We start from the raw sequence: 15,466 nt of genomic DNA, 5'->3' as shown, positions 1-15,466 counted from the left end.
ATGGAGACACCAGACGAGACGACCGTCCGCGCGGCCGACTCGTGCCGGGAGTCGCTCCCCGAGCGCGTCGACGGCGGGCGGGTGCTGTTCGGGTTCGACGGCTACATCGACCGCGTTCGGGAGTTCGTCTCCGAGCGGCAGTCGGCCGACGCCTACGAGCGAGTACCGACGCTCGAAGCGTTCGCCGACCGCGTGAACGACTCGGTCGAAGCGGAGAGTTCGCTCACCTTCGAGTGGATCCAAGACGGCGTCCGAACCGGTGGACACGTGAGCCACCTCGCGCGCGCCTTCGACCGAATGGGGTTCGAGCCCGGAGTCGTCGGCTGTCTCGGAGACCCGGTCGAAGAGCCGTTCGTCGAGGAGTTCGGCCACCTCCCGCTGGAGACCCTCGGGTCGCCGGGCTACACCGACGCCGTCGAGTTCGGCGACGGAAAACTGATGCTCACCGAAATCGGCGCGCTGATGACGCTCGACTGGGCCGGAATCGAGTCGCGCGTCGGCCTCGACCGACTCGCCGAACTGGTCGACGGGACCGAACTCGTCGGGATGGGCTACTGGTCGGAGATGCCCGAGCTACCGGACGTGGCCCGCGGCCTCCGCGAGGAACTGTGGCCGACGCTCTCGGACCCGCCGGAGACGCTGCTGTTGGACCCCGGCGACCTCAGAAAGCGAGAGCCCGACGTGGTCGCCGCGGGCGTCGAGCAGGTGTCGGCGCTGGACGACGCGGTGCGCGTCGTCGTCTCGGCGAACCGCTACGAGACGCGCTACCTCGCGCGGCTGGCGGGCGTCGAGAGCGACGACTTCGGCCGCGAGTCGCAGGCGGCGTTCGACCACCTCGGCGTCAGCCGATTCGCGGGCCACGGCATCGAAGAAGCGCACCTCGTCGACGAGGAAGGGACCGCGACCGTCGGCGTCCCCCGGACGGACGACCCGGTGTTGACGACGAGTTCGGGCGACCACTTCAACGCGGGCCTCGCGCTCGCGCACGTCCTCGACCTCGGCCGCGCGGAGTCGCTCGTCGTCGGCAACGCCGTCGCGGGCCACTTCGTCCGAAACGGGTCGCCGCCGACGTACGACGAGGTCCGGGCGTTCGCCTCGGCGTACCTCGATTACTTCGACGAGCGTTAAATACCGATTGTCCACACAAGGGTCAGATATATTACTAGAATCGGTGTACAGGTATGCGTCGGTGGCACCCCCCACGCGGGCGCACCGCCGGAGGCTCCGCGAGTCGCCTCCGTCCCGGTCGAAAAATCGACACCGCCGTGGCATCTCGCGCCCGGTTGCCACGCCCCCCACCACGGTCCCATTCTGACGCGACGCCGACTCCTCACTCGGACCGCGAGTCGCGTTCGAGGTCGTCTATCGCCGACCCCACGAGGTGTCGGAGCGCTCGGCGGAGTCGCTGCGAGAGCGCCTGCTCGGTGATGTCCAAGTGGCTCGCGATGTCGCCGAGACCGGCCTCTTTCGGCGTCTCGAAATAGCCCCGTTCGAAGGCGAGCCGAAGCGCCGTCAGTTGCTTCTCCGAGAGGGCGGTGTCCGGGGGGTGACGCTCGTCGAGGCGGGCGGGCTCGACGCGGCGCACGTCGATGTCGATGTCGCGGGAGAGACACGCGTCGTGGAACCGGGTGGTCAGCTCGTTCGACGGGAAGTACACCGACAGCGACCAGCCGTATCTCGTGCCGACCATCCGGCGGACGATGCCGTCGCACTCGCGAATCGCCGAGATGATATCGCCGTCGCGGGTCGCCCACTCGCAGCGGTAGAGCCGTCCCTCGGGACCGTCGGAAACCGGCTCGAAGCGCGCGATGCTCGCGTGGTCGTCGAGGAAGTCGTCGAGCGTCTCGCGGTCTCTCCCGCGGGCGACGAAGTACGGAACGGGCTTGCCGGACACGGGGACGCCGCCGACGAACGTGAGTTCGAATTTGGGGTCTTCGAGCGTCGCGTCGGAGGACACGCTGGCCAGCGGGTGGCCGAGTTCGACCTCGTACCCGGTGTCGTGGTCGTCGGTCATCGCGGCGCGGGGACGGCGGCGTCGAAGACCGAAACGACGGCACACGTTCGTATGTCGAGTCTCACAAACGGAGAAAAATACGGGTGAGCGAAGGATATTTTTTGCGGAGACTCGCCCTTTCATAGTAAAGGAATTTAAGAACTGACCCTCAATATGGAGGACCCGTTCAGTCGCCACCGACCGGCGCATTCGTGTCAGCCATAAATCACTTCTGCGGACTCAGTCGAGTCTAATGGGGTCGGAACTGGGGTGAATCGCGACCGACACCTCGTCACCGACGGCGAAGTCGTGGCCGGGGCAGACGATTTTGGTCCCGAAATCGACGCGGGACGCAAATAGTGACAACCCGTTGACTTTCTCGCCGTCGACGAGCACGTCGAAACCGGCCCACGGAACGTCGCGGCCGGCGGTTCGACCGACCCGCTCGCCGAGGAGCGACAACGACTGTCCGTCTCCGACGGGCGAGAGCGTGCCCCCGAAGCCGTAGTGGGCGAGACCGCCGTCGAGAACGACGCCCTCGTCGCTGGCGAGGCCGACGAACTCGTCTGGGCCGAACCCCGCGTCGGCGCGGGCCGGCGCGTCGAGGACGACAAACGTCTCCGCCGTCTCGACGACGGTTCCCGTCCCGTCCCAGTCGAGCGGCGAGACGGTCACGTCGGGCGAAACCGGGAGCGACCCGCGAGCGCGGTGGTGATTCGCGTCCACCGACCGGAAGCCGAGGTGGACGTGGTTTGCGACCCACGGGGCGAAGAATCCGGAGCGGACGAGTCGTCCCAGCGAGTCGCCGACGGCGACCTCGTCGCCCGCGTCGACCCCGGGGTCGACGTGGAGGATTCGCGCGACCAGTCCTTCGCGCGGGTCGTCGTCTGGGTCGCCGAGCCAGTCCAGTCCGGTGGCGTCGGCGTCCACGTCCACGAGAATGAGGTACTCGTCGTCGTGGGCGTAGGGCTTGTCCGGTGCGCGGACAGTCCGCGTCTCGCGGACGACCCCCGCGACGGGCGAGCGGGCCACCGGGTCGTCGTCGGCGACGTAGAGGTCGATTGCACAGCCGCTGTCGTGGGCGGGATACGGCGAGTTGTAGAGCGAGAAGCGCTCGAAGCGCGAGAGTATCGACCGCGGCAGTCGCAGCATGGTCGTCGGGACGGGACGGGTGCGCTTAGGTACGTCGGGGTGGTTCTCTCAGGCATGCGCGTCATCCGCGGCCGCGGGCCCGACCGGGACGCAGACCGGGCGGTCACCGCGGCCATGCTCCGCGAGGCGGGCGAGACGGGCGAACCGGCCGTCCGCGCGTGGACGCCGCACCGACAACTCGCGTTCGGCAGGCGCGACACCCGTGCCCCGCGGTACGACGAGGCCGTCGCCGCCGCCGAGGAACGCGGATTCCCGGCCGTCGAGCGCTCCGTCGGCGGTCGCGCGGTGGCCTACACGGGAACCACCGTCGCGTTCGCCCACGCGCTCCCGCTCGACGACGCCCGGACCGGACTCGACGCGCGGTACGAGGCCGGAACGACCGCCGTCGTCCGCGCCCTCCGAACACTCGGCGTCCCCGCGCGTCGGGGCGAGCCCCCGCAGTCGTACTGTCCCGGCGACCACTCGGTCCAAGCGGGCGGGAAGCTCTGCGGCATCGCCCAGCGGGTCCGCAAGGAGAGCGCGCTCGTCTCCGGCGTGGTCGTCGTCGCCGACCGCGACGAGATAGCCGACGTGCTCGCGCCCGTCTACGAGGCCATCGAGGTCCCCTTCGACCCGGATTCGGTGGGCAGCGTCGCCGACGCCGGGGGACCGGGAAGCCCGGACGCGGTCTGCGACGCCCTCGAAGCCGTCTTCGTCGGCGACGCGGACACCCGAGTCGAAGACGCGGCGGACCTCGCGTGAGCGACGCGGGGCGTGTCCAGCGGTGGGAGAATATGATGGGTCGAAGCCACGTTCCGAACCGCCGCCACTACCCGAACCGCCGGACTTAGCACCCGGCGCGTCGCACCCCCTCGTATGCGAATCGAGAACGCGACGCTGGCCGACGGCCGCGTGGTCGACGTCCGCGTCGAGGACGGGACCGTCGAGGCGGTCGGCGACCTCGACCCCGTCGCCGACGAGGAGACCGTCGACGCCGAGGAGAACCTGCTTCTACCGGGCGCTATCGACGTGCACGTCCACTTCCGCGAACCGGGCTTCGAGCACAAAGAGACGTGGGAGACGGGCGCGCGGAGCGCCGCCGCGGGCGGCGTGACGACCGTCGCCGACCAGCCGAACACCAACCCGACGACGACCGACGGCGCGGGCTTCGACACGAAGGCCGAGCGCGCCGCGAAGTCCTGTATCGACTACGGCATCAACGGCGGCGTCACCGCCGACTGGGACCCCGACAGCCTCCTCGACCGCCCGCTTTTCGCCCTCGGTGAGGTGTTCCTCGCCGATTCGACCGGCGACATGGGCATCGAGGCCGACCTGTTTTCCGAGGCCGCGGAGCGCGCCGGCGAGGCGGGCGTGCCCGTCACGGTCCACGCCGAGGACGCCGACCTATTCGACGAGTCGGCCATCGAGGGCGACCTCGGGGGGGTCGGCCACGACGCCGACGCAGACGCGTGGAGCGCCTACCGCACCGCCGAGGCCGAGGCGGCCGCCGTCGAGCGCGCCGTCCGCGTCGGCGGCGAGACCGGTGCGCAGATTCACATCGCCCACACGAGCACACCCGAGGGCGTCGACGCCGCCCGCGACGGCGGCGCGACCTGCGAGGCGACGCCGCACCACCTGTTTCTGTCCCGCGACGACCTCGCCGAGTTGGGCACCTACGGCCGGATGAACCCGCCGCTCCGCTCCGAGGCGCGCCGCGAGGCCATGTTCGAGCGCCTCGCCGACGGCCGCATCGACATGGTCGCCACGGACCACGCGCCGCACACGCGCGAGGAGAAAGAACAGTCGCTCCTCGATGCTCCGAGCGGCGTTCCCGGCGTCGAGACGATGGTGCCCCTGCTTCTGGGCGCGGTCGTCGAGGGCGACCTCACCGCCGAACGAGTCCGCGACGTGGTCGCCGCGAACCCCGCAGAGGTGTTCGACCTGCCGCGCAAGGGCCGCATCGAGGCGGGCGCTGACGCCGACCTCGCGCTGTACGACCTCGACGCCGCCCGCGAGATTCGCGGCTCGGACCTCCACTCGAAGTGCGACTGGACCCCGTTCGAGGGCCACACCGGCGTCTTCCCCGAGTGGACGATGCTCCGCGGCGAGTTCGTCTGGGACGGCGACGGCTTCGGCGAAGTCGCCGGCGAGAACGTCCGCGACTGAGCGCGATTGAGCGCGACTGGGGCCCCGAAACCCTCAGAACCGCGCGGCCGCGACCTGCGCGCCCTTCCAGCCGACGCCGACGAGCACCGCGAGCGGCGCCGTCAGGACGACGAGCGAGACGGCCGACCCGGCGAGGCCGCCGAGGCCGCCGAGTGCGGACGATGCGACGACGGTTGCGAGGAAGCCGCCCACGGCGAGGGCCGGCGAGACCAGCGCGTAGGCGAACAGCCAACGCTGGTTGCGAGTGAACGCGACGCCGTAGCCCGGCCCGGGCGGGATGAGCAGGCCGCCCGCGAGGAGGACGAAGCCGGCGACTCCGAACACGAGGAGGAAAAAGCCCGCGAGCCCGTGGACGAAGCCGTCACTTCCGGGCGGCGGCGGGGGCATCGTGACGGCGGTCCGCCAGACGAACGCGAGGAGCGCGACCCCGGCACCGGCGACGGGGAGCTGAAACGACCCGAGGACCGCGCGGAGTGACCAGCGCATCGGGCCGACTGTCGGCGGGGAGACAGATAGCAGTTCCGTCGTCACCGGGTGTCGAGGGCTCGGTCGGGGACCGGACGAACCCGATGCAAGCGAATCCTTTTCCCGTCCGACACCCCGAGGGAGTGACACGCATGACCGACGAGCAGACGCCGCCCCGAGGTCGCGGCCCGAACGCGGACGAACCGCACGCACTCACGGGACTGCTGTCGTTCTGGGAGACGGTCGTGGAGGACGCCGAGGCGACCGCGGCCGAGTACGAAGACGAGGGCTGGGAGACGCTCGTGCTCCACCCCGGCGACGTGACGGTGCTGCCGCCGGCGAACCTGCCCGAGGCGACGGACCGCGTCGGGTTCGACGTGCTCGTCCCCGGAAGCGAATTCGAGTCGCTGTCGTCGTGGGTCGAGTCGGCCGAGTTCGACCGCTACGACGTGTACCGCGCCCGCGAGGACGACACCGTGTTCGCCGTCTCGGTCGTGCAGGACGCCGCGGCGTCGAAGGCCGTCGTCGTCCCGCTGTACTACGGGCTGGACAAGGTGGACGCGATGGTGACGCGAGCACGAGAACAGGGTGAGCTCCGCCTCTACGTCCGACCGGTCGAGGCGGACCGACGCGTCGAGTTAGTCCAGTCGAACCCCGAGCCGCTGTTCCCCTGAGCGCGAATCCGCGGGGAGTCGGTTTGGGGGCGGGGCGGTTCGAAACCGGTTCGAGGCCGGTGCGTACCGGCCGCGGAGTCTCACTCCTCGTCCGACAGCTCTTCTTGTCGCAGTTCCGTGCTCGCCTCGCGGACCTCCCGCATGACGCTCGAAATGCGCTCTTCGGCCTCCAGTTCCTCTTCGACCGAGAGGTCCACGCCCTCGACTTCGAGCAGGAACTTGGCGATTTCCGTCACCTCGTACATCATCTCGTCGAGTTCCTCGGCGGTGAAAAAGCCGGACATCGCGCCGTAGAGGAACGTCGCGCCCGACTTTCGGACCTTGTCGCGGAACGCAGACCGGGCCTGATTGACCGCCTGCGGGGTGTAGGTGTCGGTCATGAAGGGGACGAGTTCGGGGAGGTTGTTCCCGATTTTCGTCATCTCGACGCCCGTCTCGGTCCGGAAGTCGGCGCAGAGTCGCGCGATGGCCCACTCGCGGGCGGTCACGTAGGTCCGCTGGCGGAGGAAGTCGTTGACGCGGTCGTACTGCGCGCCGTCGACCTTCTTGAACCGGGCGTACTTCTGTACGTCCTCCGGAACGGCGTCTTCGGCGTCTTCGGCGTCTTCGGAATCGGAATCTGCACCGTCGGCGTCGGCCTCGGGGTCGGCCGCGTCGGCGGCCTCCGCGTCCGTCGGTTCCGCGCCTGCCGTCTCCGTAGTTGCCGCCGCCGCGTCTGCCGCCGCTTCGTCCGCCTCCGCTCGCGCGTCCGCGCCGGGGCGAGCCGTCTCCTCGGCGTCGCTCGCGCCCGTCTCGAACTCGTCGGACTCGTCTGTCATACCGCGGGCTACCGCGGCACGGCCGAAAAGGGTTCCGCGACGTGCGGTCCCCCGCCGGCGGGGGTGTCGCCCCCCGATTCCGGGCAAGGGTTTTCTATCACGACCGCGAGATTGGGAATCATGAAGGTACTGCTCGGAATCGGTGGCAGCGACGATTCCATCCGAGCGCTCGAAAAGACGGTCGAACGGACGGCCAACGTGGGCGACGACCTCACGGTCGCCATCGTCGACAACCCGGCCGGCGAGCGCTCGCGCGAGGACATCGAAACGCGGGTGACGGAACTGCTCGACGAGCGCGGCGTCGACGCGCCCGTCCGCCTGCTCGACGGCGACCCGGGGAGCTCCCTCGTGGACCTCGCCGAGAACGAGGGGTTCGACCAACTGGTGCTCGGCGGCGGGGAGACGAGCCCGATGGGGAAGATACAGATCGGCAACATCGCGGAGTTCGTCCTCTTGAACTCCCACGTGACCGTCACTCTAGTACGATGAGCAACCGAACGTTCTCCGACGCCGTCGCCGACCCCTACGACGCGCCGCCGCTGTCGTTCACCGACAGGGAAGACCGCACCATCGAGGTGCGCGCGTACGACGGCTCCGACGAGGAGATGGAGGCGCTCGTCGAGATGTACGACGCGTTCGACCCCTCGGACCGCGCGCAGGGCATCCCGCCGGGGCGCGAGGACCGCATCCGCGACTGGCTGGAGAACATCCTCGACGAGGACTGTCTGAACGTCATCGCGTGGGACGGCGACGAGGTGGCCGGCCACGCGACGCTCGTCCCCGACGGCGACGCCTACGAACTCGCTATCTTCGTCCACCAGACGTACCAGCGCGCCGGTATCGGCACGCGGCTCATCAAGGCGCTCCTCGGCTACGGCCGGGTGTCCGGCGTCGAGAAGGTGTGGCTCACGGTCGAGCGCTGGAACCGCGCGGCGGTCGGCCTCTACCAGACCGTCGGCTTCGAGACGAGCGACGCCGAGAGCTTCGAACTGGAGATGACCATCCGACTCGCCGAACCGCCGGACGAGGAGGGCGGTTGAGGGCGACGCGGAGTCACGACGACAACGACCTGCGACTCAGACCGAGAGGACGGGCTGGCTGGCGTACAGAAGGACGTACTCGGCGGCCTTGGCGAGCACTTCGCCGGGGTCGCCCGACACCGGCTCTCGGGGCACGACGATGAAGTCCGCGTTCAGTTCTTCTGCGGTGTCGAGGACGACGCTTCCGGGGTGGCGGAGCTTGCTCGTCCGCGAGAAGCCGTAAGCCACGGAGGTGGTGACTGGAACGTCGGCGTTTTCGGCGAGGGCCGAGACCGTGTCGGTCACGGCTTTGCTGTCCTCGGCGACGGCGTCCTCGTCGACGACGCCCTGCTCTATGGCGCGGACGACGTCCTCGCCGAGGACGTGGACGGCGTGGACCGCGGCGTCGTACTCGGCCGCGACGGCGGCGGCGTACTCCGCCGCGCGCGTCGCCTCCTCGCTTTGGTCGACCGGCACGAGAACGAGGTCGATAGAGAGCGGGCGCGGTGACATGTCCCCACCTGCGTCGGGGGACGACAAAAAACTCACCCCACGCTCCCGACGGCCGACCGCCCCAGACTGGTTTTATGCCGCCGCGCCGTGAACCCGTGGACATGTTCGACACCATCGTCATCGCCACCGACGGTTCGGCGAGCGTCCGCCGGGCGGTCAGCGTCGCCGTCGACCTCGCAGAGCGGTTCGACGCGTCGGTCCACGCGCTGTACGTCATCGACGCCGGCGACGTGGAGACCGCGCCGGACCGACTCCGCGACGAGATGCGTGACGCGCTCACCGAACGCGGCGAGGAGGCGCTCGCCGAGGTCGAGGCCGCGACCGACCGCGAGGTGACCGTCGCGGTGCGAGAGGGCCGCCCCGCGGCCGAGATTTCGAACTACGCCCGCGAGGTTGACGCCGACGCCGTCGCCATGGGCACCCGCGGCCGACACGGCGAGAACCGCTTTCTCATCGGGAGCGTCGCCGAGCGCGTCGTTCGGACCTGTCCGGTGCCGGTGCTGACGGTCCGCCAGTTGGAAGAGGGGACGACGGACTCCCTGCTGAGCGACGAGGCCGCCTGAACGACGAGGTCGCCCGAGCAGTCGGCGGTCCGTCGGCGACAGGCCGGTGACCAGCGTGACCAACGGGCGACCGGCGAAGCGACCGAATCGGGAGGAGTTTTCCCCGTCGCGCCCGAGTTCGGCGTATGGAAGACGAGCTCATCGACAGTTCTCAGCTCTCGCTCCCCCGTAAGTCCGTGCTCCCCGGAGCCGGATTCTTCTACCCCGACTCGTTCGACGAGGAACGCGCCGAAGAGCGCGCCAAGGAGAAGCTCGAAGACGCGTCGGTCGCGGTCGTCACCGACACCGACGCCGACGGCCTCGGCTGCGTCGCCCTCCTCCGGGAGGCGTACGACGCCGCCCTCGACGTGGCCGACTTCGAAGAACGCATCGAGGAGAAACTCGCAGACGACGAGGACGACGAGGAGGAAGACGAAGCCGCCCTCGCCGAGGAAGACGAGGAAGAACGCCCGAAATCGCCGGTCGCGTTGATGGGGTCGAGTCCGTACTCGCTCGAAGACGACCTCCAGCGCGTGGCCGACTACGCCCCCGAGGGCGTCGAGGTGTACGTCTGTGACCTCTGTCCGGACAAGTTCGAGTACGTCGAGGAGGAACTCGCCGCGCTCGTCGAGACGGCGGGCGAGATTCACTGGTACGACCACCACCAGTGGAAGCCCGAGGTGGCCGAGGCGGTCCGCGAGGCCGGCGTCGACCTCGTCGTCGGCGAGTCCGACGAAGAGTGTTCGACCGACGTGACGCTCCGCGAACTCGACTACGAGTTCGACGAGCGGTTTTCGGAACTCGCGGCCGTCACCCGCGACCACGACCTCTGGCTGAACGAAGACGAGCGGAGTCAGGACCTCGCGGACTACGCCTACTGGACCTCGAAAGAGGAGTACGTCGCCGTCGTCGGCGCGTACGGCGCGGACCTCCCGCCGGTCGTCGAGGAGTACATCGCCCACCGCCGCGTCGAAAAGGAGAACCTCATCCAAGCCGCCGTCGACCGCGCCGAGCTGAAGACCGTCGGCGACTGGACGGTCGGCGTCACCTACGGCCGGTGTTCGCAGAACGAGGTCGCCGACGCCCTCCGCGAGTCGGGCGCGGACGCGGCGGTCGTCGTCAAGCCCGCCGGAAGCGCCAGCATCCGCGGCTCCGACGACTTCGAACGCTGTCACGAGGTCGCGGACCTCGTCAACGGCGGCGGCCACCCGAAGGCCGCCGGCTGTAAGCCCGACATCTACGACGACATGCTCGACTACGCCCACCACTGGACGACGCAGGGCGCGACGACGAAGCGCGTCATCCTCCGGGCGTTCGAGCAGGTCGCCGACGCGGTCGAGAAAGCGGAAGCCGAAGCCGACGACGAGGCGGCCGACGACGACGAAGGCGTCGAGACCGAGCGCTAACGGCGAACGCGACCCCGAAGCCGAATCCGAGTCGGAAAACCAGCGTCAAAAAACGGGGGCCGATTACGCGTCGTCGACGACCCAGCGGTCGGAGTACGTCGTCCCGCAGGTGCACTTGGCGTAGGCGTGGACCACGTCGCCCTCCTCGTAGATGCCGCCGACCTCCTCGTTTTGCTCCTCGGCGAAGGAGAAGATGAACTTCACCTCGTGGTTCTCCTCGGCGGCCGCCTCGGGGCAGGTGCCGCCGCTCAGGTCGTCGTCGATGTCGCCGTCGTTGCCCATGGCGGTCTGGGCGAACTCCATGGCGTCCATGCCCGTGCCGGCCGCGAAGGCGCGGCGGCCGTCGTCACCGGGGACGACGAGAACGTAGCCGTTGTCGACTTCGACGCCCATGTTCGGTAGTTTGCCCTGGCTGTCGAGGTACTCGTGGGTGAGATAGAGCGCCACGTCGTCGAGGCGCTCGCCTGCGAGGTACTCCGTTACCTTGCTCATACCCCGCCTAGAGCGGTCGGCGCGTAAAAGCGGCGTGTCTCGGAGTGCGACTAGTCACTCGTCGGACAGACCGAACTTCTCGGCGATGCTCGAAAGCGAGTCGTTCGGGCGTTCGGTGATGCGGTACACCTGCCGGACTCCGGGAACCCGGAGACCGTACTGGTAGCCGTCGTCCAGTTCGTCGAGTTCGACGGCGTCGCCGTCGGCCCGGTCGTGTTCTCGGCACCACTCGACGAGTCGGTTCTCGCCGTCGTTCGGGGTGCGCGCGAGGCGCTTGTTGTCGTACGCGCCGCGAATCACGAGTCCCGAGGCGTCGGCCGAGAGACGGGCGTGATACGCGGTGCCGTCGAGGTGGAGACGGACGAACTCGCCGTCTTCGGCGGTCACGTCGTCGGGGACGCGAAGACAGGGGCGACGGGTCCCGCCGCTCCGGGCGATGTTCGCGCGGAACGTCTGGACCGACGGATGATCGGAGGGCAGTTGCTCTGGCACGGGGAAGAGAGGAGTGAGACTGCGTTATTCGTCGGCTTCTTCGTCGTCGCCCTCGCCGAAGGCGGCGGCGACGTCGCCGTCACCGGAGACGACCTTCGCGTTGATCTGGACGGTCTCGTCGGAGACCTCGCGGCCGCGGACGGTGACGCGCTTGCGCTCGCCGTCGCGGGACGGCTTGTAGCCGATGCCGTCTTCGGCGAGGATTTCCTTGAGCGCGCCGCCGGGGACGTCGGGGTGCATCGGTCGGCCGGCCTTGTCCGAACCGCCCGTCAGTTCGAGCGTGAAGCCGTCGAGACCGACGGCCGCGCCGTCGACCTCGTCACCGAGGTCGCGGCCGAGGAATCGGTTTGCGTCCTGTCCTTCGACGTCGACTTGGTAGGTCGCACCGGTGTCGGGGTCGGCGACGACGACCATGAATTCTGCCATGCGCGGATGAAAACGGTCGCGGATAAAAAGTACGTCGAAAGCGCGTCTCGGGACCGCACCCGCCGAATCGGGTTGAAACCGTCGAATTCGGCGGTATCAGCGAGAACGACGCGTGCTGGTAAGAGTTAACATCTAACACGGCGTACACCGTAGCATGAGCAAGGATATCGCCACGCGTGAGCCTGCAGACCTCGTCAAAGCCAAATCGAGGGCGCTGGTCGACCCCGAGCCGACGGACCTCGTCGAACGACGCCCAGCGGAGTTAGTCGAACGCCGGACCGAGGCGCTCGTCGAGCGCCGGACAGAGATGCTGGTCGAGGCGGACCCGACGGCGCTCGTCGAGCGCTCGCGGTACGAGTGCACCGCATGCGGCTACCGCTCGGGACACGGCGTCTACGAGCAGGTCTGCCCGCGGTGCGGCGGGTCGCTGAAGAACATCGGCGTGGCTCAGGAGTGAGCCTCACGCGACGGACGCGGTCTCGTCTCCGTCTCCGCCCGCTTCTTCTTCGGCCTCGGCTTCGGCCTCCTCGATAGACTCCCAGAGCGAACACCAGTCTTCGGGGTCGACGTAGCCCTCGACTTTCGCGCAGGCACCGAAGCCGTCGCCGTTCTTGTCGGGGATGTACTCCGCGCAGTTGCCGCAGTCCCGCCCGGCCTCCGTGAGCCCCGCCTCGACGGCCTCGTCCGCCTCTTGGAACTTGACCGCCTCCTTCGTGAACAGGTCGTCGGGGTCCCGCTGCTCGTTCGCCTGCGAGAGCGCGGTCCGGTACGCCTCGGGAACCGGACCGTGTTCGAACTCCTCGGCGGAGACGCCTTCTGGACGCTCCTCGTCGTGGTCGTCGTCCATCGCTTCGGTCGTCGTCTCCGTCTCGGTCTCCTGTTGGCCGCCACCCCCGCCGAGACAGCCAGCGATTCCCACCACCGCACCACTCCCCGCCAGTTCGAGGAACCGTCGCCTCGTTCGGACGAATCGCGCCATAGCCGGAGCTACGTCCTCACGAGATTTTAGTAAGCGGGTAGTTACCACGCAACATGGTATCTTAATCGTCTCGACGCCCGACAAACGTTCGATTCAGAAAAACGGCGTTAAGACGGCTTAGAACCCGTCTTCCCAGCGGAACGTGCCGTTCCGCTGGACGACCTCGCCGTCGACCTCGATGCGCGAGTCCTCGCTCATGTCGGTTATCATGTCCACGTGGACCGCGGACTGGTTCCCGTCTTCGCCCTCCGGGAGGCACGCGCCGTAGGCCCGGCCGACCGCGAGGTGGATGGTGTCGCCCATCTTCTCGTCGAAGAGGATGCTGTCGGTAAAGCGGTCGATGCCGCGGTTCATGCCGATGCCGAGTTCGCCGAGTCGGCGCGCGCCCTCGTCGGTGTCGAGGATGCCGGCGAGCGCGTCCTCGCCCGCGCCCGCGGAGAAGTCCACGACTTCGCCGCCCTCGAACGTCAGGTGGACGTTCTCGACGCGCTGGCCCTCCAGCGTCATCGGCACGTCGAAGAACACCTCGCCCTCGACGGCGTCCTCGACGGGCGCGGTGAACACCTCGCCCGACGGGAGGTTGTGGGAGTCGTAGGCGACGGAGGCCGCGGAGTTGACCGCGGTCCGGCCCTCGATGGACATCGTGAGGTCGGTGTCCGCCTTGACGATGCGGACCTCCGACCCGGCGTCGAGCACGTCCTTCATGTTCGCCATCTCGTCGGCGAGTTCCGACCAGTCGCGGAGAATCGCGTCGTAGACGAAGTCGGCGTACTCCTCGAACGACATACCGGCCTGCTGGGCCGCCGCGCGGGTGGGGTGGACCGTCGAGACCCAGTCGGTGTCCATGCGCGCCTCTTTGACCTCGCTCGTGGCGCGGCCGTAGGCCTGCCGCGTCTCGGTGGGCACGTCCGCGGTCGCCGCCGTGTTGCGGGTGCCGCCGAGGAAGAGCACCGAGTCGGCGGCCTCGTAGAGGGCGAGTTCGTGTCCGGGGAGTTCGAAGTCGCCGTCGTGCGCGCGGAGGTACGCCCGCTGGACCTCCTCGGAAGCGTACGTCGTGACGACGTTCGCGCCGCGCTCGCCGAGGGCGTCGGCGACGGCGACCGCGAGGTCGTGGGCCCCCTCGCCGACGGAGACGACCACGTCGTCGCCGGCCTCGATTCGCGCGCTCCAGTCGACGAGCACCGCGGCGTGCTCGTGGATGCGTTCGTCCATACGCGACCCTCGCGCGGGGCGGTAAAAACGTCGGCGTCTGCGGGCGCGAAGTCGCCCGCCTTCGGGCGCAGTCACCCGAAGGCGGGCAGGCGACGCGAGTCGACGCGACGACGACCGCGCACGCGCCAAACCACAACCACTACCACCCCCCGCGGACGATGCCGACGCATGCAACTAGGCGTCATCGGCCTCGGCCGGATGGGGCGCATCGTAGTCGACCGAGTGCTCGATGCCGGGCACGAGGTCGTGGCCTTCGACCTCTCGGCGGAAGCCGTCGCGGCGGCCGCCGACGCGGGTGCCGAACCCGCTGACAGCGTCGCCGACCTCGCCGACCGACTCGGCGACGACAAGCGAATCTGGCTCATGGTCCCCGCGGGCGACGCGGTGGACGCCACCCTCGACGACCTCGACCCGCATCTCGACGGGGACGACGTGGTCGTCGACGGCGGCAACTCCCACTTCGAGGAGTCCGTGCGGCGCGCCGAGGCGTGCTCGGCGGCCTACCTCGACTGCGGCACCTCCGGCGGCCCCGCCGGTGCCGAACTCGGCTTCTCGCTCATGGTCGGCGGCCCGCAGTGGGCCTACGACGAGCTGTCCCCCGTCTTCGACGCCGTGGCGACCGGCCCCGCCGGCCACGGCCACATGGGCGAGTCCGGCTCCGGCCACTACGTGAAGATGGTCCACAACGGCGTCGAGTACGCGCTGATGCAGGCGTACGGCGAGGGCTTCGAACTGCTCGCCGAGGGCCGCTACGACCTCGACCTCGAATCGGTCGCCAACACGTGGAACAACGGCGCGGTCATCCGCTCGTGGCTCCTCGAACTCTGCGAGGAGGCGTTCCGCGAGGAGGGAAGCGACCTCGGCGACGTGGACGACCACGTCGCGGGCGGCTCGACGGGCACGTGGACGGTCCAAGAGGCACTCGAACAAGAGGTACCGGTCCCGCTCATCTACCAGTCGCTCGCCGAGCGGTTCGGCTCCCGCGCCGACGACCGCTTCTCCCGCCGCCTCGCGAACCGACTCCGGTACGGCTTCGGTCGCCACGAGGTCGCGCGGAAGGACGACTGAGGCGGTCGTACCCGGCGAACTGCCCCGGCGCGACCGCGACGACCGCGACGGACGCCTCGCGCCCTCGATA

20 protein-coding genes are annotated in these 15,466 nt (G+C 69.1%); 10 read left to right on the top strand and 10 right to left on the bottom strand.

The annotated features are described in order from the left end of the window. A complete protein-coding gene (locus tag AUR65_RS07515; RefSeq protein WP_058566251.1) occupies window positions 1–1,128 on the top strand; it encodes a hypothetical protein in 1,128 nt (375 codons plus the stop codon). A 202-nt stretch (window positions 1,129–1,330) separates the two neighbouring features. On the opposite strand, the gene AUR65_RS07510 is transcribed toward AUR65_RS07515, so the two are convergent. Next, window positions 1,331–2,014 (bottom strand): helix-turn-helix domain-containing protein, encoded by a 684-nt coding sequence (locus tag AUR65_RS07510; protein WP_058566250.1) that lies wholly within the window; start codon window positions 2,012–2,014, stop codon window positions 1,331–1,333. 219 nt (window positions 2,015–2,233) lie between these two features. Then, window positions 2,234–3,145 (bottom strand): hypothetical protein, encoded by a 912-nt coding sequence (locus AUR65_RS07505; RefSeq protein WP_058566249.1) that lies wholly within the window; start codon window positions 3,143–3,145, stop codon window positions 2,234–2,236. A 54-nt stretch (window positions 3,146–3,199) separates the two neighbouring features. Between AUR65_RS07505 and AUR65_RS07500 the strand changes: the two genes are divergently transcribed. Continuing rightward, window positions 3,200–3,886 carry a lipoate--protein ligase family protein gene (locus AUR65_RS07500; protein WP_058566248.1) on the top strand — a complete coding sequence of 229 codons (687 nt, stop codon included), beginning with the start codon at window positions 3,200–3,202 and terminating at the stop codon, window positions 3,884–3,886. A gap of 114 nt (window positions 3,887–4,000) precedes the next feature. Then, window positions 4,001–5,290: a dihydroorotase gene (locus tag AUR65_RS07495; RefSeq protein ID WP_058566247.1), complete on the top strand. Its 1,290-nt coding sequence runs from the start codon at window positions 4,001–4,003 to the stop codon at window positions 5,288–5,290. Window positions 5,291–5,323: 33 nt separating this feature from the next. Here AUR65_RS07495 and AUR65_RS07490 read toward each other — a convergent pair whose 3' ends face one another. Beyond that, entirely contained in the window at window positions 5,324–5,776 is a 453-nt protein-coding gene (locus AUR65_RS07490; protein ID WP_058566246.1) for a hypothetical protein, read from the bottom strand. Window positions 5,777–5,907: 131 nt separating this feature from the next. Between AUR65_RS07490 and AUR65_RS07485 the strand changes: the two genes are divergently transcribed. Further along, complete coding sequence (locus tag AUR65_RS07485) at window positions 5,908–6,429, top strand: DUF7529 family protein (protein ID WP_058566245.1); 522 nt, start codon at window positions 5,908–5,910, stop codon at window positions 6,427–6,429. A gap of 80 nt (window positions 6,430–6,509) precedes the next feature. On the opposite strand, the gene AUR65_RS07480 is transcribed toward AUR65_RS07485, so the two are convergent. After that, window positions 6,510–7,247: a DUF5806 family protein gene (locus AUR65_RS07480; protein ID WP_058566244.1), complete on the bottom strand. Its 738-nt coding sequence runs from the start codon at window positions 7,245–7,247 to the stop codon at window positions 6,510–6,512. Window positions 7,248–7,367: 120 nt separating this feature from the next. Here AUR65_RS07480 and AUR65_RS07475 point away from each other — a divergent pair, with 120 nt between their 5' ends. Both AUR65_RS07475 and AUR65_RS07470 read left to right on the top strand, forming a co-directional pair. Next, window positions 7,368–7,736: a universal stress protein gene (locus AUR65_RS07475; RefSeq protein WP_058566243.1), complete on the top strand. Its 369-nt coding sequence runs from the start codon at window positions 7,368–7,370 to the stop codon at window positions 7,734–7,736. Continuing rightward, a complete protein-coding gene (locus AUR65_RS07470; RefSeq protein ID WP_058566242.1) occupies window positions 7,733–8,287 on the top strand; it encodes a GNAT family N-acetyltransferase in 555 nt (184 codons plus the stop codon). Before AUR65_RS07475 ends, AUR65_RS07470 begins: the two co-directional genes overlap by 4 nt. Window positions 8,288–8,323: 36 nt before the next feature. Here the strand turns inward: AUR65_RS07470 and AUR65_RS07465 are convergent, their stop codons facing one another. Further along, window positions 8,324–8,779, bottom strand: a complete 456-nt coding sequence (locus tag AUR65_RS07465; RefSeq protein WP_058566241.1) for a universal stress protein — start codon at window positions 8,777–8,779, stop codon at window positions 8,324–8,326. A 101-nt stretch (window positions 8,780–8,880) separates the two neighbouring features. On the opposite strand from AUR65_RS07465, the gene AUR65_RS07460 reads away from it, so the two are divergent. Further along, entirely contained in the window at window positions 8,881–9,342 is a 462-nt protein-coding gene (locus AUR65_RS07460) for a universal stress protein (protein ID WP_186328097.1), read from the top strand. Between the two features lie 125 nt (window positions 9,343–9,467). Next, window positions 9,468–10,727, top strand: a complete 1,260-nt coding sequence (locus AUR65_RS07455) for a DHH family phosphoesterase (RefSeq protein ID WP_058566239.1) — start codon at window positions 9,468–9,470, stop codon at window positions 10,725–10,727. Window positions 10,728–10,790: 63 nt separating this feature from the next. On the opposite strand, the gene AUR65_RS07450 is transcribed toward AUR65_RS07455, so the two are convergent. Genes AUR65_RS07450 through AUR65_RS07440 form a run of 3 tightly spaced genes read right to left on the bottom strand, consistent with a single transcriptional unit; the run spans window position 10,791 to window position 12,137 of the window. Beyond that, on the bottom strand, window positions 10,791–11,219 hold the full coding sequence (locus tag AUR65_RS07450; RefSeq protein ID WP_058566238.1) for a DUF5807 family protein: 429 nt from the start codon (window positions 11,217–11,219) through the stop codon (window positions 10,791–10,793). 54 nt (window positions 11,220–11,273) lie between these two features. After that, the gene (locus tag AUR65_RS07445; RefSeq protein ID WP_058566237.1) at window positions 11,274–11,711 is read right to left on the bottom strand and encodes a DUF7112 family protein; all 438 of its coding nucleotides are present in this window, start codon (window positions 11,709–11,711) and stop codon (window positions 11,274–11,276) included. 24 nt (window positions 11,712–11,735) lie between these two features. Beyond that, window positions 11,736–12,137 (bottom strand): 30S ribosomal protein S6e, encoded by a 402-nt coding sequence (locus AUR65_RS07440; protein ID WP_058566236.1) that lies wholly within the window; start codon window positions 12,135–12,137, stop codon window positions 11,736–11,738. 154 nt (window positions 12,138–12,291) lie between these two features. Between AUR65_RS07440 and AUR65_RS07435 the strand changes: the two genes are divergently transcribed. Further along, on the top strand, window positions 12,292–12,594 hold the full coding sequence (locus AUR65_RS07435; RefSeq protein WP_058566235.1) for a rubrerythrin-like domain-containing protein: 303 nt from the start codon (window positions 12,292–12,294) through the stop codon (window positions 12,592–12,594). 3 nt (window positions 12,595–12,597) lie between these two features. Here AUR65_RS07435 and AUR65_RS07430 read toward each other — a convergent pair whose 3' ends face one another. Both AUR65_RS07430 and AUR65_RS07425 read right to left on the bottom strand, forming a co-directional pair. After that, entirely contained in the window at window positions 12,598–13,116 is a 519-nt protein-coding gene (locus AUR65_RS07430) for a high-potential iron-sulfur protein (RefSeq protein WP_058566234.1), read from the bottom strand. Between the two features lie 117 nt (window positions 13,117–13,233). Then, window positions 13,234–14,328: an aminopeptidase gene (locus tag AUR65_RS07425; RefSeq protein ID WP_058566233.1), complete on the bottom strand. Its 1,095-nt coding sequence runs from the start codon at window positions 14,326–14,328 to the stop codon at window positions 13,234–13,236. A gap of 168 nt (window positions 14,329–14,496) precedes the next feature. Here AUR65_RS07425 and gnd point away from each other — a divergent pair, with 168 nt between their 5' ends. Beyond that, window positions 14,497–15,396, top strand: a complete 900-nt coding sequence (gene gnd, locus AUR65_RS07420; protein WP_058566232.1) for a phosphogluconate dehydrogenase (NAD(+)-dependent, decarboxylating) — start codon at window positions 14,497–14,499, stop codon at window positions 15,394–15,396. Window positions 15,397–15,466 lie beyond the last annotated feature (70 nt).

The sequence above is a fragment of the Haloferax marisrubri genome, from assembly GCF_001469875.2.
Lineage (GTDB): Archaea > Halobacteriota > Halobacteria > Halobacteriales > Haloferacaceae > Haloferax > Haloferax marisrubri.
The sequence above is the reverse complement of the archived record's forward strand: the minus strand, read 5'-3'. Positions and strand labels throughout refer to the sequence as shown.